The organism is Streptomyces sp. NPDC001492, from assembly GCF_053597275.1.
Window position 1 is genome coordinate 92,972 of the sequence record NZ_JBSFHW010000036.1, and the last position, 22,096, is coordinate 115,067.

Sequence of the window (22,096 nt, forward strand, 5' to 3'; positions counted from 1 at the left end):
CCGCTATGCGGCGTGCGCGTACGGAGTGGAGGAGGGGACTTCCAGGTCGTCCTCGTTGGCCAGGATGGCCTGGTGCAGGCGCTGCAACCGGGGTGACGGCTCGACGCCGAGTTCCTCGATGAGAGCCTGGCGCAGCGCCTGGAAGGCCTCGAGGGCGCGCCAGGGATGGCCGGCCCGGTAGAGGGCGGTCATCAGCTGGGCGGCCAGGGTCTCGTGCAGGGGCTGCCGGCTGACCAGCATGCGCAGCTCGCCGATGATCTCGGCGTGTCGGCCGAGCCTGAGGTCGGCGTCGAGGCGCATCTCCAGCGCCCAGGCGCGCTCCTCCTGCATGCCGATGACCTCGGTGGAGAGGACTTCCCCGACCGGGACGTCGGCGAGGGCCGGGCCGCGCCACAGATCCAGGGACCGGGCCAGCAGCCCGGTGGCCGTCGCCGGGTCGTTCTCGGCGAGGGCTCGGCCGCCCAGGCGGACCAGCCGCTGGAACTCCAGGAGATCGAAGGAGAACTCCGCCGGATCGAGGTCCAGCCGGTAGCCGCCATAACAAGTGGTCAGGACCTCCTTGGCGGTGCGGCCGGTTTCCTCCACTCCCGTTTCGGTCAGTTTCCGACGCAGTTGCAGGATGTAGGTCTGGAGCGTGGTGGAGGCGCTGCGCGGAATTGCGTCACCCCACACCTCGGCCATCAGTGTTTCCACTTGTACGACGCGTCCTGCCCGGATCGCGAGCAGAGACAGGATCTGTCGGGGTTTTCCAGCGGTCGGCACAATGGACATGTTGTGGATGCGTGCTTCGAGCGGTCCGAGAACTCCCAATTCCATTGGTCGAGCATCGCAGCATGATTGCGTGTGCAACCAGTGATGCCGGCATGAGTGGGCGTGAAGATCTCATACGCCCTGCGTCGGAGCATGCAGAGGTGCAGGCGGGGGCGTGCCCGGCCGCCTGATCCAGCCACATACCGACCGGGTTCCCCGTTTCCCTTCGGCGTCCGGCGACCAGCTGGTAACGTCCTTATCAGGTCCACGGCCGCACAAAGGGGTTCGGCGACGCGAGGGAAACGCGGTTACGAACAACCAGGGGGAAACCGTTGACTTTCATGGGGATGATCGGCCCGTTAACGGGCCGTTACGATTTCGTCAGAAATTCAACGGGTGGGGTGCCTCTCTCACCGGTCCGCATTGATCCGACGGTCCGGCTGGCTCTCGCGCGGCCCAGGTGGACCGGCGTTGTGATCACCGCCCTGCCGCAGACCGTGCTGACGGTACTCGCCGTCGCCCTGGGCCTGACGCCGGACGGCGACCGGCAAAGGGTGATGACCGCCGTGGCGATGGCATGGCTGTGCTGCGTGCCGGTGGTGGTCGTACGGCGGCTGGGCCACTGCCTGATGGTGATCGCCCTGATGACCGCCGCCCTCGGCTTCGTCCTGGACCCCGGTGGACTCGCCTATGTCGCCTTCTGCGCGGGTACCGCGGCCGTGGCCGCGCACTGCCTGCACCGGCTGAGGGCAACCCTCGACGCCTGCCGCTCCCATGTGCACGGCGAACGCCGGCGCGCCGCCCAGCAGCACCGCCGACTGCAGCGCGATCTGCACGACCTGCTCGGCTACAGCCTCTCCGCGATCGTCGTACAGGCCGAACTGGTCCGGCACCGTCTCGCCGGAGAGCACACCGAGGGACAGGCCGAGGCCGTGGAGCTGATCTCGCTCTCCCGCCGGGCCCTCGCCGAGGCGCGCTCCCTGGCGGCCGGCCCGCAGCAGCTCTCGCTCGCCCGTGAACTCGCCTCCGTCCAGCGGGTCCTGAGAACCGCGGGTCTGGACATCGATGTCGACGTCGACACTCCGGCGGCGTACGACCGGGATGTGGAGGCCGCGCTGGCCGCCGTGCTGCGTGAAGGGACCACCAACATCCTGCGCCACAGCCACGCCCGTGCGTGCCGGATCACCATGGGCGGGCGCGGGAACCGGACGGTCCTGGTGCTGTCCAACGACGGCTTCGAACCGTCCGGCGGTGAGGAGTCGGGCACCGGTCTCGAAAGCCTGTCCGAGCGGGTCGAGGCGGTCGGGGGCACGCTGACGTGGTCGCACGACAAGGGCTGGTTCAGGCTGCGCGCGGTGTGCCCGGCGGCATCCGGCAGGGTGGCTCTGCCGGCTACAGCCAGCCGGCCTGATCCGCAATCCGCACGGCGTCCAGCCGATTGCGCGCGTTCAGCCGCGTCACCGCGGAGGTGAGGTAGTTGCGCACGGTACCCACCGAGAGGTTCATGCGCTGAGCGATCTCGACGGGCTCGGCGCCACTCGCCGCATGTCTCAGGACGTCCGTCTCGCGCGCCGTCAGCGGGCTGACATCGCTTTCCCATGACGCCAGCGCCAGCTCCGAGGCGATCACCCGGCCGCCCTGGGCTATCTTCCGTATGGCGTTCGCCAGTTCACGCGGCGGCTGGTCCTTCAGCAGGAAGCCGCTGACCTGGGCGGCCAGGGCGCGTTGGAGTATGCCGGGGCGCCCGAGCGCGGTCAGCACCAGGGTGCGGCACTCGGGAAGCCGTCTGCGCAGTGCCGCCGCGGCGGACAGACCGTCGAGACCCGGCAGGTCGACGTCGATGACTGCCACATCGGGCCGGCACTCCAGCGCCTTGGGCACGATGGCGTCCCCGCGGTCGACCTCCGCGACGACCGTCAGGTCGGGCTCCGCCTCCAGCAGGACGACCAGAGCCCCCCGCACCATGTGCATGTCCTCGGCCAGCATGACTCGAATCACTGAGCCTTCCCCCGCTTCCCGTTCCCCGAATACGGTCGGCTATGAGGCGATCATACATAGTCAATTCAAGTTACACGTTTGGCTGAAATGCACTGTTCCGGCACTCGGTTGGCCGAATCTCCATTATCCGACGGAGCATTTTTGCTAAGTGATTGAATTTCGATCTAATGGAGGCGCTCAGGGAGCGGGGACCCAGCGAACGGGGAGCCGCCGCGGACCCCGGATGAGCAGGCCCGAGCGCCAGGCCAGGGTCTCGGGGGGTGCGTCCAGGGACAGGGTGGGGCATCGGGCCAGGAGTTCGGTGACGGCCGTGGCGGTCTGGAGCCGGGCCAGGGGGGCGCCCAGGCAGTAGTGGATGCCATGGCCGAAGGCGAGGTGACCGCCCGTCGCGCGGCGGATGTCGAAGCGGTCCGGCTCGGGGAAGCGCGCGGGGTCGCGATCGGCGTCGATCAGCGCGATCAGTACCAGTTCGCCCCCTCCGGGGATCGACACGCCGGCGATCTCGACGGGCTCGGTGGTGAAGCGGTACGTGGTGGTCTCGACCGGGCTGTCATAGCGGAGCATCTCCTCGACGGCGTTGTCGACGAGGGTGAAGTCGGCGCGGAGCGCGGCGAGTTGGTCCGGGTGCCGGAGCAGCGCGAGGACACCCGAGGCGATGAGGTTGATGGTGGTCTCGAAACCGGTGACCAGCAGCAGCCAGGCCATGCCGATGAGTTCGTCAGGGGAGAGACGGTCGCCGTCCTCCTCGGTGGTGCGGATCAGGGCGCTCATCAGATCGTCGTGGGGCCGAGCGCGTTTCTCGTCCACCATGCCGACCAGGTACTGCGTCATCGCGGCCGTGGCGGACGTCCTGATGCGCCGGTCCGGGCTGCTCAGCGCCTGTTCGGCCCACGCCCGGAAGGCTGCGCGGTCGAGGAAGGGCACACCGAGGAGTTCACAGATGATGCCCATGGCCAGGGGGAAGGACAGGGCTTCGACCAGGTCCGCCCGACCGTCGGGCCGGGCGAGCATGGTGTCGAGGAGCTCGCCGGTCAGGGCCCGCACCCTCGGGGCGAGGGACTCGATACGGCGCGGCGTGAACTCCCTGGCCACCAGCTTGCGCAGCCGGGTGTGGTCCGGCGGGTCGGAGCTGAGCAGGTTCTCGCCCGCGGAGAGCCGGGCCAGGGGCAGGTCGGGTGACGCGTGCTTCCAGGACTTGGACAGCGTGGGGTTGGTCAGGGCGGACCGGCACGCCTCGTGGCCGACCACCAGCCAGGCCTCGGCGCCCTCCGGCACCCGTACGCGGTGCACCGGCCCCCGGACGCGGAGTCCGGCGTACACCGGATGCGGGTCTCTGAAGAATTCCTCGCCGAGCGTCGCGAAGTCTGCCGCGATGTCCGTTTCCATGGTGGCCGGCTTCCTTTTGTCAATGGATGGTTGATGAAAGTGCTTACTGAGCCGGTGTGGCCGATTTCTCTCATACGTCCCGGCGCAGCTGGGGAGCGGTGTCGCCGAAGGCCGCGATTCCTGGAGCGACCCGACCACGGCTGACGCCGGTGGTCTTCCCTGATTCGTTCATGTATCGCTCCGAAGCAGTGGTCCTCAGGCCGTGCCGATCGCGATGACGTTGCCCTCGCTGATGTATCCGTCCGGCTCGCGCAACGGGTGGGCCGGGTGGTCGGGGTCCAGGAACGGGGCCCAGTCCCCGGGGATGTCCAGGCTCGTCGCCTGCCGGGCGAAGCGCGCGCACGCGTTGCCGTAGAAGCGCAGGGCGGCCGGGGACAGCGGCGCGTGGTGCTCCATGAGGATCGTGCGCTGCCGCACCGACGTCAGTCCGGCCGCGCGCATCCAGCGGTACAGGTCGCGTCCTCTCAGCAACTGCCGGGCGTACCCGTAGGACTCGGCGGAGGCACGGAAGAAGTCGGTGATCAGGAACGGTTCCGCCGGGCGCACGGTGCTCAGCGTGCCGTCCACGTCCTTGACGGCGACCAGGCCCCCGGGTCTGGTGACCCGGCGCAGTTCGGCGAGCGCCCGCGCCAGCTGCCCGTCGTCCAGGTACTGCGTGGTGTTCGCGCACCAGACGGCGTCGAACGTGCCGTCCGCGTAGGGCAGGTCGAGGACGCTGCCCTGCCGTACGTCAAGAGGTGTACGGGCGGGGTGCTCCCGCATCCGATCGGCGGCGCGCTCCGCGCTCTCCGCGGCCAGGTCGAGGGCCGAGATGCCGCCCTGCGGGCCGACCAGTTCCGCGATCCGGGGCAGGAAGGCCCCGCTGCCGCAGCCCGCGTCCAGCACCTGCCAGCCGGGCTGGATGCCCAGGTCGTCCAGCGCGTCCTCGTAGTACGCGGCACAGGCCTCGAAGTGCGGGTCCACGATCTCCTCGTGGGTGAAGGCGAGTCCGGTGGAGGTCGTGTATCCCCAGCCCGTGTGTGCCGTCCTCAGCATGCGGATGCCCCCTCCGCCGGTACCCCGGCATTCGCGGCCCTCTCCGCTCGCGTGAGCAGGTCCGTGAAGATCTCCACGGTCGCCTCCGGCGCCTCCAGCGGGGCGAGGTGGCCCACACCGGGAAGGGTGACGAGCCGGCCCCGGGGCAGTGCGGCCGATGTCTCGCGGGCCTCGGCGAGGGTGACGAGTTCGTCCTCCTCACCGATGACGACGACGGCGGGTACGTCGGTGGCGTGCAGCACGGCCGTGGCGTCCGCCCGTGCCGCGATGGCCCGTTGCGCCCAGGCGATGGAGTGCGGCCGGGCCGCCCGGGCCAGATCCGTGACCTCCGCCAGAAGCCGGCGTTGCCCGGTCCGCGTGGTGGCGCCCAGCAGGGACGGCGTGGTGTCGGCCACCACCCGGTCGCGCAGGGAGTCGTCCAGGATCAGGTCGGCGAACCGCAGACGCGCTCCGGCCGCCTGCGGCGTGTCCGCCGTGGCCCGGGCGGCCAGCAGGGCCAGGGCGCGGACCCGCCCCGGGTGGCGGCGCAGGAAGGAGAGCGCCACATAGCCGCCCATCGAGCAGCCGGCGAGGGCGACGGAGTCGATGCCCCGCCGGTCGAGTTCCCGGGCCAGGTCGTCGGCCACGAGATCGAGCGAGGGCGGCTCGTCGGGCAGCGGCATGGTGCCGAAGCCCCGCTGGTCCAGGGCGATGACTTGGTGGTCGCGGGCGCGCAGGCGCCGGGCCGTCTCGTCCCACATGGACGCGTCGAGGGGCAGGGCGTGCAGGAGGACGAGCGGGAGAGGGCCGGTGTCCGTACGTCCTGCGGCCTGCGCGCCGGGCCGGACGGCGCTCACCGCCGCGCCGCCTGTTCCGCGGCGGCGACGAACTCCCCGACGTGTTCCGGCAGTTCGCCGCCCCGCAGCCAGGCCAGGGCCACCGGGGAGGGCGGCAGGTCGGATACCGGGACGACCCTGATGTCGGACGGCAGGACCGCGTCCAGGGACTGGAACGACACATGCATCGCGTCGGTGGTCCGAAGCTGCTCCACCAGGGCGGTGAGAGTCGTCATCGAGTGCACACGGCGGATGGTGCGGCCCTGCGGGGTGCGTGGTGGCACCACCAGGTCCCAGACGTTGGCCGGGAAGTCGCCGGGGCACCGGAAGCCGTCGTAGTCGGCGACCTCCTCGACCGAGACCGTGTCACGGCCGGCCAGCGGGTGGCGGGCACCGACGAGAACGGCCCGCCCGTCGAAGGCGACGGGTTCGCTGACGACGATGTCCGGCTCGAACGGGTCGTACTTGACGATCATGATGTCGAGGTGTCCGGCGCGCAGCGGCGCGAACGGCTCGGTGACCTCGTAGGGGACGTACTCCACCGACGAGCGGGGGTGGCCGGCGGCGGCCACGACGCGGGACGCGAGGTGGGCCGAGCCATGGACGCCCAGACGGATGGTGCGCGGTGCGGTGTCGGTACGGGGGGTGGGCAACTCAGACCTCCGTGGTCAGGCCGGCGTACGCCTGGAGCTGGTCCGGGCGGTGGACATCGTTGTCGACGCGGAGCATGGCGAACTGCGCGCCCAGGCCCGTCAGCCGGGGCACGAACCGCAGCGTCAGGCGGTCCCCTGGGCGGATCAGCCCGTCCATGACGGCTTCGGCGAGCAGGTGGTTGATGTGCACGAGTGCGCCGGCGACGGTCACTTTGGCGGTGGCGATGTACAGGTCGCGGTGGGCCACGGGGCCGCAGCGCGCGGTGCCGGGCACCGTGACGGCGGCGGGGGGCCGCGCGGTCAGCTCGTCCGGAGCCTCGAAGGCCTTGAGCAGCCGGCGCAGGGGGGCCGTCGCCGCGCCGGGTGCCGGCCCGGCCCAGGCCGTCGATCCGTCGTCGGCGACGTGGTCGAAGGTGAACCGCTCCCGGAGGTTGGCCGGGCGGCCCGCCAGGTAGACGGTGCGGGTGAAGGAGCGCCGCCAGGCATCCCGTTCCGCGGGTGTCAGGGCGAGGGCGAAGGCGCAGGTCTCGCGCACCCACCGGGGCAGGTCGAGGCGGCCGACCACGACCACGGCCAGCGTCTCGCTCTCGGCGGCGCGCGCGGTGTGGAATCCGGCCCTGAGGGCCCCCAGGGCCTGGGCGCTGGACAGGTCGACACGGTCCGCGAGCTCCGGGCGGGCGGTCCGTATGCGGTCCACGGCCACCTTGAGCAGAGCGGCCGAGGACAGGGGATGGGGCGGGGGCGGCGCGAGGGCGGCGCCGGCCGTGGAGTCGAGGGAACTGGTCACAGGTACACCGCCGACAGGAGTCCGGGATCGGGAGCGGGGCGTCTGCTGCCCAGGAGGGAGCAGGTGAGCCGGTAGGGATCGACATAGGTGTGGCCCCGCCGGTGCCGTTCGAGCGTGTCGGGCAGATCGCCCGCACCGGTCGCGGCGGCTTTGGAGCGGTTCAGGAGCCGGGCGGCCACGGTCAGGCAGTTCCGCAGCAGATCGTGGCGGAACGACTCGTGCTGGCCGGGGCCGAGGGTCGCGATGAAGTAGAGGCGCATGCCGAGCCGTACGGCCTCCGCGTCCTCGCACGTCTCGGCCGCGGCTCGCAGCAGCACGGAGGCCGTGTGGCCACGCCAGCCGCCGTGCCGGGCGGAGGCGATCCTGCCGTCGATGGGCACCCGGCCGATCGGCACGCGGCGCACCGCCGGCCCGAACCTGGTCAGGACGCGGTGCAGCAACTGGTAGTCCGCGTCGAGTTCACGGTCGTAGAGCAGGACGACCTCGTCGTACCAGGGGGCGAGCGGCAGCAGCTCGCGCAGGGCGCAGGCGAGGTAGTTGGGGCGGCCGTCCGCCGTGACGATCCTGCGCAGGGGCATGCCGTAGCGGGTGAGGTCCAGATAGACCGGGCCGCCACCGTTCCGCTGGTCGAGGACGAGCCCCGCGGCGGAGAGCCGTTCGGTCATCTCCTCCAGGCCGAGGCCGGGCGGCTGGTGCTCCCTGAGGCCGGGATCGTGCATGCCCAGACGCTCGTAGTGCCCGGCCCACAGACCCAGCATCCGCTCGCTCGCGGGATGCACCCAGCCGCCGTGCTCGACCGCGTCCCGGTAGGGCCGCAGGGCCTCGGCGCTCTGGGGCTGCTCGGCCGACCGGTAGCGGACGTAGAGGTCGCCGATGTCCTCTTCGGAGAGCTGGGTGCAGTCGGTGTCGCCGTGGGTGCGGTCGAGGTACTCCCAGAAGCCGACCGTCTGCTCGGTGACGTGGTAGGTGGTGTGGCTGTAGCGGTAGGTGACCTCGGCGAGCGGCGCGGTGGCCCGGAACATCACGTCCGTCCACAGCAGGCCCTTGAGATGGCTGGGGGTCAGCGGCTTGGTCGGGGTGACCGTGACCGGGGCCAGCAGGACGTTCTTGCGCGGCGGCATCGTCATCCTCCTTCCTGGGCGGCGATGGCGTGCCGGAGTTCGGCGTGGGTCGGGGGCCGGGGGCCGGACGGCGCGGGCGGCGCGGGGGCCTCGGCCACGGCCCGTACGCGGGCCAGGAAATCCTCGTCGGCGAAGATCTCCGCGGGGGTGTTCAGGCTCGTCTGGACGCGGACGACACCCCGCCATACGACGGGATCGGTGGCGGCGGCCGTCAGCGCGGCCGCCCACAGGCGCCGGGGCACGGGCGGCGCCGGGTGGCCGGTCCTGGCGGGCGCGGGCGCGCCGGTCGCGGACCGCCAGCGTTCGATGCGCGACCAGGAGTCGTGCACGGCCTGGTCGTACCAGGGGCGCAGCAGCTCTTCGGCCAGGTCGGCGGCCGCCCGGCTCAACTCCCCCTCTGCCACCGGATGTTCGCTCATCACGTCGGCGAGCAGGAAGGCGTGGGCGAGCGCCAGGGACATGCCGCGGCCGAACATCGGGTCGGTGACGCACGCGGCGTCCCCCGTGTGCAGGAGCCCCGTGACCGGGCGCCGTCGGCCGGTCGCGGTGGACCGCAGGATGTTCGGGGGCATGCCGATGACCCGTACCGGGCCGAGCGGTTCCACGACGTCCTCGTCGACCCAGGCGGCCAGGTGGGGGGAGAGCCGGCAGGCGGCGGTGAAGGCGCCGGGTGTGCGCAGGGCCGTCGTCGCGTGGTCGCCGGGCAGGGTGCCCAGGGTGATGGCGAAGACCTCGTTGTCCGCCGGGTGCAGCACGGCGGAGTAGTGGTCCCAGATGCCGCCGGCCGCGTTGCCCCGGTTGAGTGGCCCCGGCCGGGGGCCGCCGGGGTCGCGCAGTCGGTAGAAGCGGCCGAAGGCGCGCAACTGGCTGGGCCCGGTCAGGTCGTCCGGCACCTCGACGCCCGCCGCGGTCAGCCAGGACCGGGACGCGGACCTGCGCCCGGACGCGTCCACGACCACGTCGGCGGGGATCCGCTCACCGTCGGCCGTCACGACCCCCCTCACCCGGTGTCCCGAAGGCCCGGACGCCTCCAGCAGCAGTCCGGCAACGGTGGTGCGGTGGCTGACGGTCACCTCGGGCAGCGCCTCGGCGGCCCGGTGCAGTACGAGGTCGAGGAGGGGACGGCGGCAGACCAGCGTGACCAGGTCGTCGTCGCCGGGGGCGGCCGGCCCCGCCGGGGCCGCGGTGGTGAGATCCAGCAGCCGGGCCCCTTCCGCCAGGAGCGTGTCGAGGACCTCCGGTGCGTGGTGACGGAGCATCCGCACACCGAGCGCGTTGAGGATGTGGTCGTGCAGTGCCTGCGGAACCGTGGGCCGCTGCCAGAATTCCGCGCTCTTCGCGGCCGGCCCGTCCGGCGGCGGTTCACCGCGTTCCAGCACCCGCACCCGGTGTCCGCGCCCGCCGAGTGCCAGGGCCAGGGCCAGGCCGGCGGGGCCGCCGCCCGCGATCACGGTGGTCGCCATGGTCAGCGACGCCTGCCGTGGACGAAGAACACCCGCCGTACGTTCCTCACCTCGCGCGGCGGCACCGGGTCGGGCCACCGTCCGTAGTCGGCGTCCGGCTCACCGGGCTGGACGGCGCGGACGTCGAACCCGTACCGCTCGAACAGGGCCTCCGGCTCGTCGGTGCCGAACACCCAGGGGCAGCCCCAGCCGGCGAACACGTCCAGCAGTCCGCGCATGTGGGGCAGGGTCAGCGCGGCCCGGTTGACGATGTCGGCGGCGATGCGGCTGCCGGGCGCGGAGATCGCGGCGACCCGCTCCAGCACGCGGTGCGCGTCGGCCTCGGGGATGTAGTACAGCAACCCTTCCAGCAGCCAGGTCGAGGGGACGGCCGGGTCGTAGCCGGCCGCGAGGAGACGGTTCTCCCAGTCGTCGTCGGTGAGGTCGACGGCGACCGTGCGGTGGTCCACCCGGGGCCGGGCGCCGCGCAGCCGCTCGGCCTTGAAGGCGAGCACCGCCTCCCGGTCGACCTCGAAGTAGCGGATGCGCTCGGGCCAGCCGAGGCGGTAGGCACGCGAGTCCATGCCGGCCGGGGCCAGCACGATCTGGGTCGTCTCCGGGTCCTGGGCGGCCTGTTGCAGCAGGTCGTCGAAGAACCGGGTGCGGATGGCGTTGTAGTCGGGGGTGCTGGGCAGGGACCGCGGCCGGTCGGGCGGGAAGGTCGCGGCCCGGATCTCGGCCAGCAGTCCCGGACCGGTGTCCGCGGCCAGCCGGTCGGCGTACGGGTCCTCGTACAGCCGGTCCTCGCGACGGGACTCGGCGGCGCGCAGGGCCGCGGTGAGCAGGGCGGTGCGTTCGACGGGATCGAGCACGGGCATGGGGGCTCCTCGTCGGGGGGAGGGGAGGGGGCGGACGTCCGGCGTGTGGGGGTACGTTCGGCAGGCCGGACAGAGGTCAGTTGCCCGGTGTGCCGGTCAGGCGCCGCCAGAGGGCGTCGTCCTGCCGGAAGAGGCGGTCCTTGACCTGGGTCGGGCGGATGCCGGTGCCGACCGTCTCGTGCCAGTCACGGGCGAACGCCTCACCGTTCAGCAGGCACAGCGTGGGCGCCCCGAGCCGGCCGGCCGCCCGGGCCCGGGCGTACCCGTCGGACTCCGCCGCCAGGGAACGGTCCAGCGCGAGGGCGCAACGGCCGGTCTCGTCCTCGGACCAGGCGGTGAGGGGAGCGAGGGCGAACACGTAGTGGCTGGTGCCGTCCGCGGCCGGTTCGACCCGGCACGCGGCGTTGCGCAGGGCGAGTCCGCCGGAGTCCACGGCGGCGCGCAGGGCCCGGACGACCTGGGCGTCGCGCAGCCGTTCCCCGGCCGCGTCGGACCTGCCGCCCCGGCCCGCGTACTCCACCCGCGGCACTCCTGACGCGTGGTCCACGACCCGGACGACGTCGCCGACGGCGTACCGGTACAGCCCGCCGACATGGCTGAAGACGACGTGGTAGTCACGGCCCGCCTCCAGTTCGTGCGGCAGCAGGGTGGCGGAGTCGGGCACGAGATCCTCGTCGGCCGGCACGAACTCGTACACGGAGGCCGAGGCGACGAGACTGCCCGCCGTGGCGTGCCGGTCCAGCGCCACGCCCACCGGCCCCTCCGAGGCGGCCACCGGCGCGGGCAGCGCGGTGACGTTGACGCCGAACTCCTCGCGCAGCGCGGGCAGATACAGCGAGGCCACACCGGTCGTCCAGCAGAACAGGGCACGGATGCGCGGCCACACATGAGCGGGGCGCACGGTCCCGAAGTACTCGGCCAGCCGCTCCAGTTCGGCTGCGCGGCCGGGGTCCGGCGCTCCGTGGGGCAGACCGCCGAGCGTGCCGTCGCGCACCTCCTTCACGATCCGCGGCCACCACAGGTTCAGCTGGTGGGGGACGGCGGCGATCATGGCGGGGTTGATGCCGATCAGGCAGCGCACATCGCTCTGCACGGCCAGCCGGAGCCGCAGATACATCCGCTCCAGGTGGTCGCCGGGCTCGGTGGGTACGGGAAGCGTCGCCCAGGGTGCGCCCGTGCCGGGTTCGGCGGAGAGGGGTTCGCCGAAGCGGGCTCCGAAGTCGACCTGGCTGGCGCCCACGTGCGGGCGGCCGTCGGCGGTGGTGGGCGGGGCGGACACCGGGTCGTGCTTGAGGTTGAGGACCGCGTCGGGCCGCTCCAGCAGTTCGGGGAAGTGCTCGGTCAGCGGGGCCCAGGCCGCGAAGTAGAACGGCATGAAGGTGGTGCTCATGAAGCGCCGGGTGACGGGCACCTTCTTGTGCGTTCCGGTGCTGCCGCTGCTGGTGAAGTAGACCTCGGGGGCGTCGGCCGACAGCAGGTTGCGCTCTCCGGCGGCCGTCCGCTCGATCAGGGGGGCGTGAGCGGCGTAGTCCTGGACGGGGACGGCCCGGCGGAACTCGTCGATGGTACGGATGCGGCCGAAGCCGTGCCGCCGGCCGAACTCGGTGCCGGCGTTGAAGTCCAGCAGGTCGGCCAGCACGCGCTGCTGGGTGCCCCGCAGGTCGGCGTGCTCGGCGGCCAGCCGCTCGCGCGCGGCGAGAACGCGCGCCCGGTAGCGGCCGGGATGGCCCGCGGTGTGCCAGACGGAGGGAACGGAAAGGGCGGGGGCGGTCATGCGGTGAGCACCTTCCGTACGGCGTCGGCGGCGCGGTCGGCGTCGGGCTGCTCCGGCAGCACGGTCATCGGGAGGTCCCGGACCTCCTCCAGCAGCAGCTTCCGCAGGTTCTTCTGGTAGGTCTCGAAGCCCGCCCAATCGGCGCTGTCGCCGTCGTACTCCAGGGCGTTGAGCTGCGTCCCGTCTCCGCGGCGGCGCCAGGCGGACGCGGGCGAGACATCGAGGAAGAGCACCCGCTCCGGCTGCGGGAAGGAGCGCCACCAGGAGTAGATCCGGCTGTCCCGGACGCCGGCCAGCCGGCACTTCGCCAGGATCTTGTAGTAGTACGAGTCCACGAGAACCGGCACCCCGGGCTCCCCCGCGTGCAGCTGGTCCCTGAGGTGGATCACCGCCGTCTGCAGCACGCCGGCAAGGAAGTCGACCGAGTAGGCGGCGCCGAGGCCCGGCAGCAGATGGTCCTCGAGGTCGCGTCGCAGCCGGGTGATCAGTTCGTGCTCGGGGGCGACGAACGCGCTGTCGACCGACACCAGCCGCCACTCGGGCAGCAGGTGGGAAAGGCGGCCCATGACCGAGGACTTGCCGGCTCCGTCGGCTCCCAGCAGCACGGAGAACGGACGCTCGCCCGTCATGTCCGTACGCTCTTCGCGTGCTGGGCCAGCCGCGCCCGCAGCTCGGCGTCGTCCCCGACCGCCACCGGATGCCCCACGAGGTGCAGCATCGGCAGGTCGGACAGGTGGTCGCCGTAGGCGTAGCAGTCCTGCGGGTCGACCTCGGGCCGCGAGGCCAGGAACCCCTGGACCGCGGCGCGTTTGCCCTCGCCGATGACGGGGGTCTCGACCTCGCCGGTGTAGCGGCCTTCGGCGATCAGCGGGCGGGTGCACAGGATCGCGTCGGCCCCCACCTCGCGCGCCAGGGGTTCCAGCACCGGTGGGAACGAACCGGAGACCAGGACGAGGCTCGCGCCGGCTGTCCGGTGGCCGGCCAGGGCCTGCCGGGTGGAGTCGATGTAGAAACCCCGGGTGGACACGCTGCGTTCGGCGAACCAGTCGTCCGCCAGATCGCTGATCGTCTTCACGGACTCGTCCGTGTAGTGGCTGTAGTAGAAGCGGTTGATGTCCTCGCGGGGTACTCCGTCGGCGGCCTTGCGGCGGGTCACGGCCATGATCCGCTCGTACTTCTCCTCGCCGGCCGTGCCGTGCCGGCGCACCAGCTGGTAGTGGAGGAAGTCGAACATGCTCTTGACGGTGATCAGTGTCTCGTCCACATCGCTGAAGACCAGGTAGGGACGATCCGTTGCTGGCATGTACTGGGCTCCTTGTCATGACGGTCGGCGGCCCGCCGCACGGACGGGCCGCCGCTTCAGGCGCGCCTCTCCACCCCGGCCATCAGGTACGGACCGCCGGCCTCACCGGGTCCGCGTCCGCCGCCAGGGCCAAGGTGTCCTGGAGGGACCGCTGGGCCGCCCGGGTCTCCTTGGTGTGGGAGACCTGGGTGTCGAAGGCGGTGAACCGGACCTCCATGCCCGCCGTCTCCGACCCGCCCTGGACCACGGAGAGTTCACAGTGGAACGTGGTGCGGGTGCGGTGCGGGGAGCGGTGGGAGAGGACGGCGCACCGGACCACCGCGGGCAGCGGGAAGAGGAAGTTGCGGTAGCGGGTGGCGAAGGTGTCGATGACGAAGTAGCTGGCGCCGACCGCTTCGGTCGGCAGGTAGTACTGCTCGGCCACCGCGATGAACATCTGCCGCCCGGCCTCCATGGCCAGCATGCCCTGCATGTGCTGTCCCGTGACGTGGTCGGACATCACCTCGTTGTGGGCGTCCACCAGCAGGACCGACTCGAACCGGTCGGCGCCGGTCCGACTCGGCTCGGAGATCAGCACGTTCTCCGGCCGGTGCTTGTGCGCGATCTCCCGCCCGGCCCGGGTGTGCAGCGCCAGGTCGTCGATGACGACCCGGTCCGCGAGCCCGCGCCGGGCCAGGGTGTCGCGGACGAACCGGACGTCGAACAGGGAGACGCCCTGTCCGAGCGTCACCCGGGTCTCGCCGACGCCTTCCTGGAACATCCCGTCCTTGATCCGCCGCGCGAACTGGGAGACCGTCAGCACGCTCTCGTGGCGGGCGAATTCGGCGAAGACGTCACCGACCAGGAACAGTGTGTCCGGCGGGGCGTCGGTGATCGGGGGCATCTCGTGCACTTCAGCGGACATGGCTGTGGCCTCTCACTCGGCCAGACGCCGGCTGAGTTCGGGAAACTTCGGGTCGCTGCCCAGGGCTCCGCCCTCCGCCCAGCGGTTGCGCGGCACCTCCTGGACATAGACGGTGATCTTGTCCAGGGGGGCTCCCGTGACGCGCCGGACGGTCCGGGTCAGCTCCTCCATGAGTTCCTGGGCCTGGGCGTCGTCCTGACCGTCCCAGGTGGTGACGGAGATGATGGGCATGAGGCCTCTCTTGTGCTCTCGGGTGTGCCGTGTCGGTCGGGAGGTCAGGGGTGCGGGGCCGCGGTGGTCCGCAGGTTCTGGAAGGACGGGCCGCGCAGCTTGAGATGGGCGTGGATGTCGCCGCCGAGCCCGAACTCCCCGATGGCGCCGCCGTAGCTGCGCTGGTAGCTCATCCACAGCACGACCACGTTGACGATCCGGTTGGCGCCGGGCAGGTCCGGGTCCGGGAAGGGGTTCGGCATCGTGGCGTGATAGCGGCCGGAGCCGTCCGCGTCCGTGACGAACACGTTCGGCACACCGAGCGGGCCCGGCCGGGTCGGCCCTTCCGGATCCAGGTCGCGGGCGCGCAGCGACATCACGGTGTACACGCTGTCGGGCACCAGACGGGAGAACTCGAAGTCGAAGGTGCCGCGATGGCCGTCCGGGGTGACCGAGACCCGAAGGGTCCCGCTCGCCCGCATCCACGCGCCGAAGGTCACCGGCTCGGTGACCTTGGGGCCGTCCTCCGGGCGCAGGTCCGGGATGGGCACCTCGTGGAAGGCGTGGCTGGGCCGCTTGACCTGATCCGCGTCGGGCAACTGCTCCGGCGCGAACACCATGGGGTAGTTGTTGCACGGCAGCGGCAGCGGCAACGTGTACAGCACGATGTCCCGGTCCGCCCCGTCCGGGTCGGTGTCCAGCTCACGCAGCACCGTGTAGGGGGCGAGGCGGCCGAACGGGGGAACCGGGCTGTCCGGGGAGACCACGGCCGCGCCCCACTCGGGCACGGTCCCGCCCTCCGGTGCGGTCCGGTTGATCATGCCCACCACCACGAAGTTGCCGTCACCGTCCATGACCTCGCTCGGCGGGTACAGCGGGCCCTGGGTGGTGAGGCTGAGCCGGTGGGTCTCCGGGCCGGACTCAGACATCGGCACGCCGGTAGACGCGGGTGTACAGACCGCTCTCGCCGCCCACGATGTAGCGGTCGCCGGCCTGCTGGACGATGTCCTGGTACTCCGGCGAGGTGAAGACCTTCTGGTACTCCTCCGGCTCGACCTCGAAGCCGGACACGAACATCACGCCCGGCTCGGTGCTCAGCAGCGAGTGGTACGCCAGGAACGTCGTGACCTGGTCCGCGCGCCGGACGACGTCGAAGATGGTGTTCTCCCGCCACTCCCGGTAGGCCGTGTACTCCCGGGGCTTGACCTCGATGTGACGCAGCTGCACGTACGGGGTCCGCGGCAGCGGGTCCGTGGTGTCCTTGGGTGCCTCGACGAACTCCAGCAGCTGGCGGCGGAAGTCCGTGACGAGATCCTGCGACACGCTCTCCGCCAGCTTCTGCCAGACGGCGTTCAGGGCACCGAGCTGCGCGAGGTCCTCAAGGGGCGTGATCTCGAGGACGTTGTCGCCTTCCGCGCTGCGGTACAGCGCGCGGCCGGACACCGGCTCCTTGCTGTTGAGTTCGCTCCATTCGGCCAGAACCTTGTCCACCTTGCCGGGGGCCACGGCGACTTCGTTGAGAACAAGCAGGTTGGCAGACATGGGAATTCCTCTCGATGAAAGGCGTATGAAAGGCGTGTGAGACGTGGAGCGCGTCAGGCTACGGCGACACCCTTGGACACGAGCACCGCGGCCGCCTCGGCGACGGTCTGCTCGGGAACGAGTTCGCCCATCTCGATCTCGATGCCGAAAGACTTCTGCAGGCGCAGGGCCAGCTCTTCCAGCAGCAGCGAGTCGATCTCCATTGCCTCGAAAGTGGTGTCCGGCGTGATATCTGCCGTCGGCACGGCGAGTTCGCCCAGAACGGTGACGATGCGACTGACGATCGAATTACCCATTTCTTCCTCCGCGAAATCTCTGGGAACGCCCGGTGCATCGCACTTCACTGTGCGGATGGGCAGTTCTGCCAGGAGTGGGGAATTCAGTGTCGGAATTCCCTCGCGTCCCACGGCATCCATACTGGGAGTGCGGCGTGGGCGGAGGAAGTGTCTCCTCATGATGGTGGTACGAACACCACCTGTGCGAGCGCCGGCGTCCCGAGCCGGCGTTCGGTGTCAGACCAGCTCAGTCTCGGGCCGCGGCCGGGCCATGTACAGAGTCAGGAGAGATTCGGGGCACTCCGGCACCCGCATCACCACTCGGTCGAAGACCATCACCCCGGCCTCGGGGTGCACGATCTTCCGCACGACCTGCCGGGCGTCGTCGACCTCGTGGGAGTCCCACAGGCCGGCGAACTCCGGGCTGCTCTCGCAGAGCCGCTCGGCGATCCGGCCGAACTCCGGGTCCTCCGGGAAACGCGCGGACTGTGCCCGGAAGTGCGCGACGAGACAGCGGCCCACCTCATCGGTGTCCGGATACTTCGCGCGGGTGGCCGAATCGGTGAAGAACTTCTCCAGGCAGTTGTCACCGCTCGCACTGACCCGGAACAGGGAACGGGCCGACCTGCTGGCCAGTTCGATGCGCCCGTACCGGTCGGTGATGTAGGCCGGATTGAACGACCACCCCTCGACGAGCGCGCGCATCCTTTCGTGTACGTCGTCCCAGCGGTGGCCCGCCCTGCGCTGCGGCGGATTGTGGCCGGCCAGTCGGTAGAAGTACCGGCGCTCGCACTCCTCGAGGCGCAGGGCGTTGCTGACGGCGCTCACGATTCCTTCGGAAACGTTGATGTCCCGTCCCTGCTCGAGCCAGGTGTACCAGGACACCCCGACCCCGGCGAGGGCCGCCACCTCCTCGCGGCGTAATCCGGGGGTGCGCCGTCGCTCCACGTTAACGAGCCCGACTTCTTCTGGTGATATTCGCTCCCGGCAGGCCCGCAGAAAATGGCGGAGTTTCGACCTTCGGGTAAGTCCGGATACTGGGGGAAGTGCAGTTGCCTGCATGTGGGGGCCTCTTTCCCTTTGGTTCCGATCGAGCTTCGGCGGCAGTTTATTGAGTGGCCGAAATGGCCGGGCAACTAAAACCTTCAATTAACATGAAATTCACCACCCCTCATCCGGACCACTGGTGGTGGCACCACCCGGTTCGACACACACTGCCTGCCACGGGACTTCGGCGGCAGACTTGCGTCATGGTCCACACAACGGGGAACCTCCCGGCGGTCACGACCGCCGGTACGACCACGGCGCGGCTGCGCCTGTTCTGCTTCCACCACGCGGGCGGCAGCGCCTGGTCGTTCGCGGGCTGGGGGCAGTGGCTCGGCCGCGGTGTGGAGGTGGTGCCGGTGTCCATGCCGCCGCGCTCCACGGCCCCGTCCGGCGCCCCCGGCGCCGTCAGCACGATGGACGCGCTGATCGATGAGGTGACACGGCAGCTCACTCCCTCTCTCGACGAGCCCTACGCCTTCTACGGCCACAGCATGGGCTCACTGGTCGCCTACGGTGTGGCCCAGCGGCAGGTCGCCGCGGGACGGCGTCCGCCCGTCTGCTTCGTGGCCGGGGCCCACCGCGCGCCGCATCTCCCGGCGCCGGCGAACGTACGGCTCCCGGATAGTGCGGCCCTCGAGCTGTTGTTGGGCCTGGGTGGAGCCGGACGCCTGCTGCGGGAGAACCCCGGGCGGATGCGGGTCGTCATGGACCGGCTCCGGGAGGACCTCCAGGTGAACGGCACCTACCGCTATCCGGCGGCGGGGCACCCCCCGCTGCCCTGCCCGGTCCGGGTCCTGCACGGCAGCCGTGACCCGCTGGTTTCCGCGGCGGATGCCGCGGCCTGGCGCAGGCACACCGGCGCGCACTTCTCGCTGCGCACGCTGCCCGGGGGGCACTTCTTCAACCGGGAGCACAAGGAGTTGTTCTTCGAGGAGTTGGAGAGCGCGCTCGGGACAGCCGGGCGCTGAGGAGCGGACGGCGGTGCGACGCCCGGGGCGCCGCCCGCGCGCCGAATCGCGGTATTCACGGTGGGTACGGCTCTCAAACCGCCCGGCGTGTGATTCTCGCCGCTGACAGTGAGTGTCGGTGCGGCCTACATTCAGTTGCCATGAACGTCACGCCCTCCCTCAGCGACGGCAAGAACAAGCGGCGCAGCCAGTTGACGCACTTCCTGCGGAGCCGCCGTGCCGCGCTCTCGCCCCAGGACGTGGGACTGGCGACGGCCGGCGGCCGCAGAAGGGCCGGGCTGCGCCGGGAGGAGGTCGCGGTCCTGGCCGGGGTGAGCGCGTCCTGGTACGCGTGGCTGGAGCAGGGCCGCCCCATCAGGGTCTCGGACGGGATACTCGACGCGATCAGCGGAGCTCTGCGCCTCAGCGAGCTGGAACGCGTGCACCTGTACCGGCTCGCGGACGCCAACCCCCCGTTACCTGCGCAGTGCGCGGGCCGACCGGACCGTGAGGTGTTCCAACGCATCGTCGACACCCAGCTGTTGGGCCCGGCCTGTGTCATCGACCGCTACTGGGACGTGGTCGCGGCCAACCGGCAGGCCGCCGAGCTGTTGCACCTGGGCCGCGACGGCAACCAGAACTTCCTGACCAGCCTGTTCACCGCCTCCCACGGCCAGAAGTATCTGAACTGGCCCCAGGTGGCACGGCAGATGACCGCCCGCTTCCGCCTCCAGGCGTCGTACCTCGCCGACGATCCGAGGTACGAGGAGATGGCGGACCGGCTCGCCGAGAGCAATGACGAGTTCGCCAGGATGTGGGCCCGCCACGAGGTCGAGGAGTTCGTGCCGACGACCGTCGAGCTGGACCACGCCGACGAGGGCGGCCTCCCCTTCGTCCTGTTCACCATGGATCTCGACGAAGCCGCGTGCACCCGCCTTCTGGTGTATCTGCCGCCGGGTGTCACCGGCCCCGAGACGGTCTGGCAGTAGGAGCGGGCCGGCAGGGTGGTGGTCGTGGCACCACCGCGGCCACGCATAGCGTTCGCACGGTCTGGTGAGGGTCCGTCCCACCGCCGGATAATCGCCGTACGAGACGGCGTGGGCATGCACGCCGTTCGTGTCAAGCCGCGTCCGCCGACCGTGCGCCAGGCCCACCGTTGACGCGTGTTCCGCGTCCGTCACCTCTCCCCGAGAGTGGAGAACGGCCCCTTCCCCGCGAGCTCGGCAGCGGCGTCCTGCACCGCGACTCAGGGAGGCCCCCTTGATCCACGTGTTGTCTCACGGACGGCTGGCGGGGGAGGCGGCGGCATGAGCAGAGCGGCGGTCCTCGCCGGGCTCGGCACCTACGTCCCGCCCCGCGTTGTGACCAATGAGGAACTGTCCCGGACCCTGGACACCTCGGACGAGTGGATCCGCACCCGGACGGGCATCACCGAGCGGCACTGGGCCGGCCCCGGTACCGCCACCGGAGACCTGGCCGTGGAGGCGGGCACCCGGGCGCTGAAGTCGGCCGGCTCCGGCGACGTCGACCTGGTCGTCCTCGCCACCACCACCCCCGACCACCCGTGCCCGGCGACGGCTCCCGAAGTCGCCTCCCGGCTGGGCCTGCAGACCGTCGCCGCCTATGACCTCGCCGCCGTGTGCAGCGGGTTCGTCTACGCGCTGGCGTCCGCCACGGGTGCCATCGCGGCCGGCATCGCCGAACGCGCCCTGGTCATCGGTGCGGAGACGTACTCCACGATCCTCAATCCCGAGGACCGCACCACCTCGGTCATCTTCGGCGACGGCGCCGGGGCGGTGGTGCTGCGGGCGGGCGACCCCGCCGAGCCGGGGGCGCTGCTCGGGCACGACCTGGGCAGCGACGGCTCGCTGAAGGACCTCATCATCGTCCCCTCCGGCGGTTCACGGCAGCCGGTCGCCGGTGCCGGCGCATCCGGAGCACGCCCCGCCGACTCGTACTTCAGCATGCAGGGCAAGCCGGTGTTCCGGCACGCCGTGACCCGTATGGCGGCCTCCTCCCAGGCCATGCTCGACCGCGCCGGCTGGGCCGCGGAGACGGTGGACCGGTTCGTCGGACACCAGGCGAACGTGCGGATCCTGCATGCCGTGGCCGATCAGCTCGGGATGGCCAGGGAGCGGACGGTCGTCAATCTCGACCGGGTGGGCAACACCTCGGCAGCCTCCATCCCGCTGGCGCTCGCCGACGCCGTCACCGGCGGCCTGATCACACCGGGCGACCGCGTGCTGATGAGCGCCTTCGGCGGCGGTGTGACCTGGGGTTCGACCGCTCTGGTCTGGCCCGACGTCGCACCCGGCTGAGGCATGCCCCGGCCGGCCGCCGGTCAGGTGCGACCGGCGGCCGGCTCCCGGACCCGGCCGCGCTGCCGGCCCGCGTGTTCTCCGTTTCTCCGTTCTCCGCAGTACGCAATCAACTCACCGAAGAAGTCGAGGAGTTACAGATGGCCGAATCAGCAACACCCCTGGCCGTGGCCGTCCTGGGAGCGGGCAACATCGGCCGCCCGCTCGGCCGGCACTGGCTGGCCGCCGGGCACGCGGTGACTTTCGGTTCCCGGGACCCGGAACGGCTCGCCTCCTTCGTGGCGACGCTGGGAGGGGGCGCCCGGGCCGCGACCCACGCGGAAGCCGTCGACGCGAGTGACGTCGTCCTGCTGTCCGTCCCGCATCCGGCCCTCGAGGAACTGCTCGACCAGCTGGGCGACCGCCTGGCCGGGAAGATCGTGATCGACGCCACCAGCCCGATCGCGGTCTCGGAGCACGGCCTCTTCGTATCGGGGCTCGGCCCCGGTGCCACCCAGGGGAGCTGGACCGCCAAGCGGCTGCCCGGCAGCCACGTGGCCCGCGCGTTCAGCCACTTCCCGGACGAGCTGCTGTGGCCGCGCGGCACCGGGCAGCGCCACTTCTGGGGCATGGCCGTCGCGGCCGACGACCCCGGTGCCCTGCGGGTCACCGAGACCCTGGTGCACGACGCCGGCTTCGTCCCGGTCCGTCTCGGTGGCCTGGAGGAGTCGGCCGCCATGGAGCCGGGCGGCGCGCTCTTCGGCTACTTCTCCACCCCGGCGGGCGTGCGCGCCGCCGCCGGACTCGCCGGCTGAGCCGTCGGGAGAAGGAAAACCGCGACGGGCACACAAGGGACCGCCTGCTCCGGCCGGAGCAGGCGGTCCCGTGTGTGCCCGCGGGGCGATCAGACCTCCACGCCGGCCCGCAGCGCG

24 protein-coding genes are annotated in these 22,096 nt (G+C 71.3%); 5 read left to right on the top strand and 19 right to left on the bottom strand.

Annotated elements, in window-relative coordinates:
• Positions 1-3 precede the first annotated feature (3 nt).
• On the bottom strand, positions 4-816 hold the full coding sequence (locus ACWC1K_RS35905; protein WP_450837108.1) for an AfsR/SARP family transcriptional regulator: 813 nt from the start codon (positions 814-816) through the stop codon (positions 4-6).
• A gap of 407 nt (positions 817-1,223) precedes the next feature.
• On the opposite strand from ACWC1K_RS35905, the gene ACWC1K_RS35910 reads away from it, so the two are divergent.
• Entirely contained in the window at positions 1,224-2,222 is a 999-nt protein-coding gene (locus tag ACWC1K_RS35910; RefSeq protein ID WP_450837109.1) for a sensor histidine kinase, read from the top strand.
• On the opposite strand, the gene ACWC1K_RS35915 is transcribed toward ACWC1K_RS35910, so the two are convergent.
• The 18 genes from ACWC1K_RS35915 to ACWC1K_RS36000 all read right to left on the bottom strand — a co-directional run bounded on the left by ACWC1K_RS35915 (position 2,143) and on the right by ACWC1K_RS36000 (position 17,935).
• Positions 2,143-2,748: a response regulator transcription factor gene (locus tag ACWC1K_RS35915; RefSeq protein ID WP_450837110.1), complete on the bottom strand. Its 606-nt coding sequence runs from the start codon at positions 2,746-2,748 to the stop codon at positions 2,143-2,145. The two genes, ACWC1K_RS35910 and ACWC1K_RS35915, sit on opposite strands and share 80 nt — an antisense overlap.
• A 177-nt stretch (positions 2,749-2,925) precedes the next feature.
• Entirely contained in the window at positions 2,926-4,134 is a 1,209-nt protein-coding gene (locus tag ACWC1K_RS35920; RefSeq protein ID WP_450837111.1) for a cytochrome P450 family protein, read from the bottom strand.
• A gap of 195 nt (positions 4,135-4,329) precedes the next feature.
• Positions 4,330-5,169: a class I SAM-dependent methyltransferase gene (locus tag ACWC1K_RS35925; protein ID WP_450837112.1), complete on the bottom strand. Its 840-nt coding sequence runs from the start codon at positions 5,167-5,169 to the stop codon at positions 4,330-4,332.
• A complete protein-coding gene (locus ACWC1K_RS35930; RefSeq protein WP_450837113.1) occupies positions 5,163-6,005 on the bottom strand; it encodes an alpha/beta fold hydrolase in 843 nt (280 codons plus the stop codon). Before ACWC1K_RS35930 ends, ACWC1K_RS35925 begins: the two co-directional genes overlap by 7 nt.
• Positions 6,002-6,637, bottom strand: coding sequence for a substrate-binding domain-containing protein (locus tag ACWC1K_RS35935; protein ID WP_450837114.1), 636 nt, complete (start codon positions 6,635-6,637; stop codon positions 6,002-6,004). The genes ACWC1K_RS35930 and ACWC1K_RS35935 overlap by 4 nt, the downstream gene beginning before the upstream one ends.
• Before the next feature lies 1 nt (position 6,638).
• Positions 6,639-7,424 (bottom strand): DUF6182 family protein, encoded by a 786-nt coding sequence (locus tag ACWC1K_RS35940; protein WP_450837115.1) that lies wholly within the window; start codon positions 7,422-7,424, stop codon positions 6,639-6,641.
• Entirely contained in the window at positions 7,421-8,551 is a 1,131-nt protein-coding gene (locus ACWC1K_RS35945) for a hypothetical protein (protein WP_450837116.1), read from the bottom strand. Before ACWC1K_RS35945 ends, ACWC1K_RS35940 begins: the two co-directional genes overlap by 4 nt.
• Positions 8,548-10,008, bottom strand: coding sequence for an FAD-dependent monooxygenase (locus ACWC1K_RS35950; protein WP_450837117.1), 1,461 nt, complete (start codon positions 10,006-10,008; stop codon positions 8,548-8,550). Before ACWC1K_RS35950 ends, ACWC1K_RS35945 begins: the two co-directional genes overlap by 4 nt.
• Positions 10,009-10,010: 2 nt before the next feature.
• A complete protein-coding gene (locus ACWC1K_RS35955) occupies positions 10,011-10,865 on the bottom strand; it encodes a class I SAM-dependent methyltransferase (RefSeq protein ID WP_450837118.1) in 855 nt (284 codons plus the stop codon).
• A 76-nt stretch (positions 10,866-10,941) separates the two neighbouring features.
• A complete protein-coding gene (locus tag ACWC1K_RS35960; protein WP_450837119.1) occupies positions 10,942-12,639 on the bottom strand; it encodes a GH3 auxin-responsive promoter family protein in 1,698 nt (565 codons plus the stop codon).
• A complete protein-coding gene (locus ACWC1K_RS35965) occupies positions 12,636-13,268 on the bottom strand; it encodes a hypothetical protein (protein ID WP_450837120.1) in 633 nt (210 codons plus the stop codon). The genes ACWC1K_RS35960 and ACWC1K_RS35965 overlap by 4 nt, the downstream gene beginning before the upstream one ends.
• Positions 13,265-13,942: an HAD family hydrolase gene (locus ACWC1K_RS35970; RefSeq protein ID WP_450837121.1), complete on the bottom strand. Its 678-nt coding sequence runs from the start codon at positions 13,940-13,942 to the stop codon at positions 13,265-13,267. The genes ACWC1K_RS35965 and ACWC1K_RS35970 overlap by 4 nt, the downstream gene beginning before the upstream one ends.
• Positions 13,943-14,024: 82 nt before the next feature.
• Positions 14,025-14,846, bottom strand: a complete 822-nt coding sequence (locus ACWC1K_RS35975) for an AfsA-related hotdog domain-containing protein (RefSeq protein ID WP_450837122.1) — start codon at positions 14,844-14,846, stop codon at positions 14,025-14,027.
• Positions 14,847-14,858: 12 nt separating this feature from the next.
• On the bottom strand, positions 14,859-15,077 hold the full coding sequence (locus ACWC1K_RS35980) for a tautomerase family protein (protein WP_351477632.1): 219 nt from the start codon (positions 15,075-15,077) through the stop codon (positions 14,859-14,861).
• Between the two features lie 44 nt (positions 15,078-15,121).
• Positions 15,122-15,985, bottom strand: coding sequence for a hypothetical protein (locus ACWC1K_RS35985; protein WP_450837123.1), 864 nt, complete (start codon positions 15,983-15,985; stop codon positions 15,122-15,124).
• Positions 15,978-16,598, bottom strand: a complete 621-nt coding sequence (locus ACWC1K_RS35990; protein ID WP_351477626.1) for a hypothetical protein — start codon at positions 16,596-16,598, stop codon at positions 15,978-15,980. Before ACWC1K_RS35990 ends, ACWC1K_RS35985 begins: the two co-directional genes overlap by 8 nt.
• Before the next feature lie 53 nt (positions 16,599-16,651).
• The gene (locus tag ACWC1K_RS35995; protein WP_450837124.1) at positions 16,652-17,005 is read right to left on the bottom strand and encodes an acyl carrier protein; all 354 of its coding nucleotides are present in this window, start codon (positions 17,003-17,005) and stop codon (positions 16,652-16,654) included.
• Between the two features lie 105 nt (positions 17,006-17,110).
• On the bottom strand, positions 17,111-17,935 hold the full coding sequence (locus ACWC1K_RS36000) for a helix-turn-helix transcriptional regulator (RefSeq protein WP_450837125.1): 825 nt from the start codon (positions 17,933-17,935) through the stop codon (positions 17,111-17,113).
• Between the two features lie 188 nt (positions 17,936-18,123).
• On the opposite strand from ACWC1K_RS36000, the gene ACWC1K_RS36005 reads away from it, so the two are divergent.
• The 4 genes from ACWC1K_RS36005 to ACWC1K_RS36020 all read left to right on the top strand — a co-directional run bounded on the left by ACWC1K_RS36005 (position 18,124) and on the right by ACWC1K_RS36020 (position 21,979).
• Positions 18,124-18,888, top strand: coding sequence for a thioesterase II family protein (locus ACWC1K_RS36005; protein WP_450837126.1), 765 nt, complete (start codon positions 18,124-18,126; stop codon positions 18,886-18,888).
• Between the two features lie 140 nt (positions 18,889-19,028).
• Positions 19,029-19,856, top strand: coding sequence for a helix-turn-helix transcriptional regulator (locus ACWC1K_RS36010; protein WP_450837127.1), 828 nt, complete (start codon positions 19,029-19,031; stop codon positions 19,854-19,856).
• A gap of 318 nt (positions 19,857-20,174) precedes the next feature.
• Complete coding sequence (locus tag ACWC1K_RS36015; protein ID WP_450837128.1) at positions 20,175-21,185, top strand: beta-ketoacyl-ACP synthase III; 1,011 nt, start codon at positions 20,175-20,177, stop codon at positions 21,183-21,185.
• Between the two features lie 140 nt (positions 21,186-21,325).
• Complete coding sequence (locus tag ACWC1K_RS36020) at positions 21,326-21,979, top strand: NADPH-dependent F420 reductase (RefSeq protein WP_450837129.1); 654 nt, start codon at positions 21,326-21,328, stop codon at positions 21,977-21,979.
• The last annotated feature ends 117 nt before the right edge of the window (positions 21,980-22,096 follow it).

Coding starts and splice junctions, on each gene's coding strand:
- ACWC1K_RS35950 (WP_450837117.1), bottom strand. CDS start 10,008: ATGGCGACCACCGTGATCGCGGGCGGCGGCCCCGCCGGCCTGGCCCTG.
- ACWC1K_RS35985 (WP_450837123.1), bottom strand. CDS start 15,985: ATGTCTGAGTCCGGCCCGGAGACCCACCGGCTCAGCCTCACCACCCAG.
- ACWC1K_RS35905 (WP_450837108.1), bottom strand. CDS start 816: ATGGAATTGGGAGTTCTCGGACCGCTCGAAGCACGCATCCACAACATG.
- ACWC1K_RS35965 (WP_450837120.1), bottom strand. CDS start 13,268: ATGACGGGCGAGCGTCCGTTCTCCGTGCTGCTGGGAGCCGACGGAGCC.
- ACWC1K_RS35925 (WP_450837112.1), bottom strand. CDS start 5,169: ATGCTGAGGACGGCACACACGGGCTGGGGATACACGACCTCCACCGGA.
- ACWC1K_RS35920 (WP_450837111.1), bottom strand. CDS start 4,134: ATGGAAACGGACATCGCGGCAGACTTCGCGACGCTCGGCGAGGAATTC.
- ACWC1K_RS35970 (WP_450837121.1), bottom strand. CDS start 13,942: ATGCCAGCAACGGATCGTCCCTACCTGGTCTTCAGCGATGTGGACGAG.
- ACWC1K_RS35975 (WP_450837122.1), bottom strand. CDS start 14,846: ATGTCCGCTGAAGTGCACGAGATGCCCCCGATCACCGACGCCCCGCCG.
- ACWC1K_RS36005 (WP_450837126.1), top strand. CDS start 18,124: ATGGTCCACACAACGGGGAACCTCCCGGCGGTCACGACCGCCGGTACG.
- ACWC1K_RS36010 (WP_450837127.1), top strand. CDS start 19,029: ATGAACGTCACGCCCTCCCTCAGCGACGGCAAGAACAAGCGGCGCAGC.
- ACWC1K_RS35955 (WP_450837118.1), bottom strand. CDS start 10,865: ATGCCCGTGCTCGATCCCGTCGAACGCACCGCCCTGCTCACCGCGGCC.
- ACWC1K_RS36015 (WP_450837128.1), top strand. CDS start 20,175: ATGAGCAGAGCGGCGGTCCTCGCCGGGCTCGGCACCTACGTCCCGCCC.
- ACWC1K_RS35960 (WP_450837119.1), bottom strand. CDS start 12,639: ATGACCGCCCCCGCCCTTTCCGTTCCCTCCGTCTGGCACACCGCGGGC.
- ACWC1K_RS35945 (WP_450837116.1), bottom strand. CDS start 8,551: ATGACGATGCCGCCGCGCAAGAACGTCCTGCTGGCCCCGGTCACGGTC.
- ACWC1K_RS36020 (WP_450837129.1), top strand. CDS start 21,326: ATGGCCGAATCAGCAACACCCCTGGCCGTGGCCGTCCTGGGAGCGGGC.
- ACWC1K_RS35980 (WP_351477632.1), bottom strand. CDS start 15,077: ATGCCCATCATCTCCGTCACCACCTGGGACGGTCAGGACGACGCCCAG.
- ACWC1K_RS35990 (WP_351477626.1), bottom strand. CDS start 16,598: ATGTCTGCCAACCTGCTTGTTCTCAACGAAGTCGCCGTGGCCCCCGGC.
- ACWC1K_RS36000 (WP_450837125.1), bottom strand. CDS start 17,935: ATGCAGGCAACTGCACTTCCCCCAGTATCCGGACTTACCCGAAGGTCG.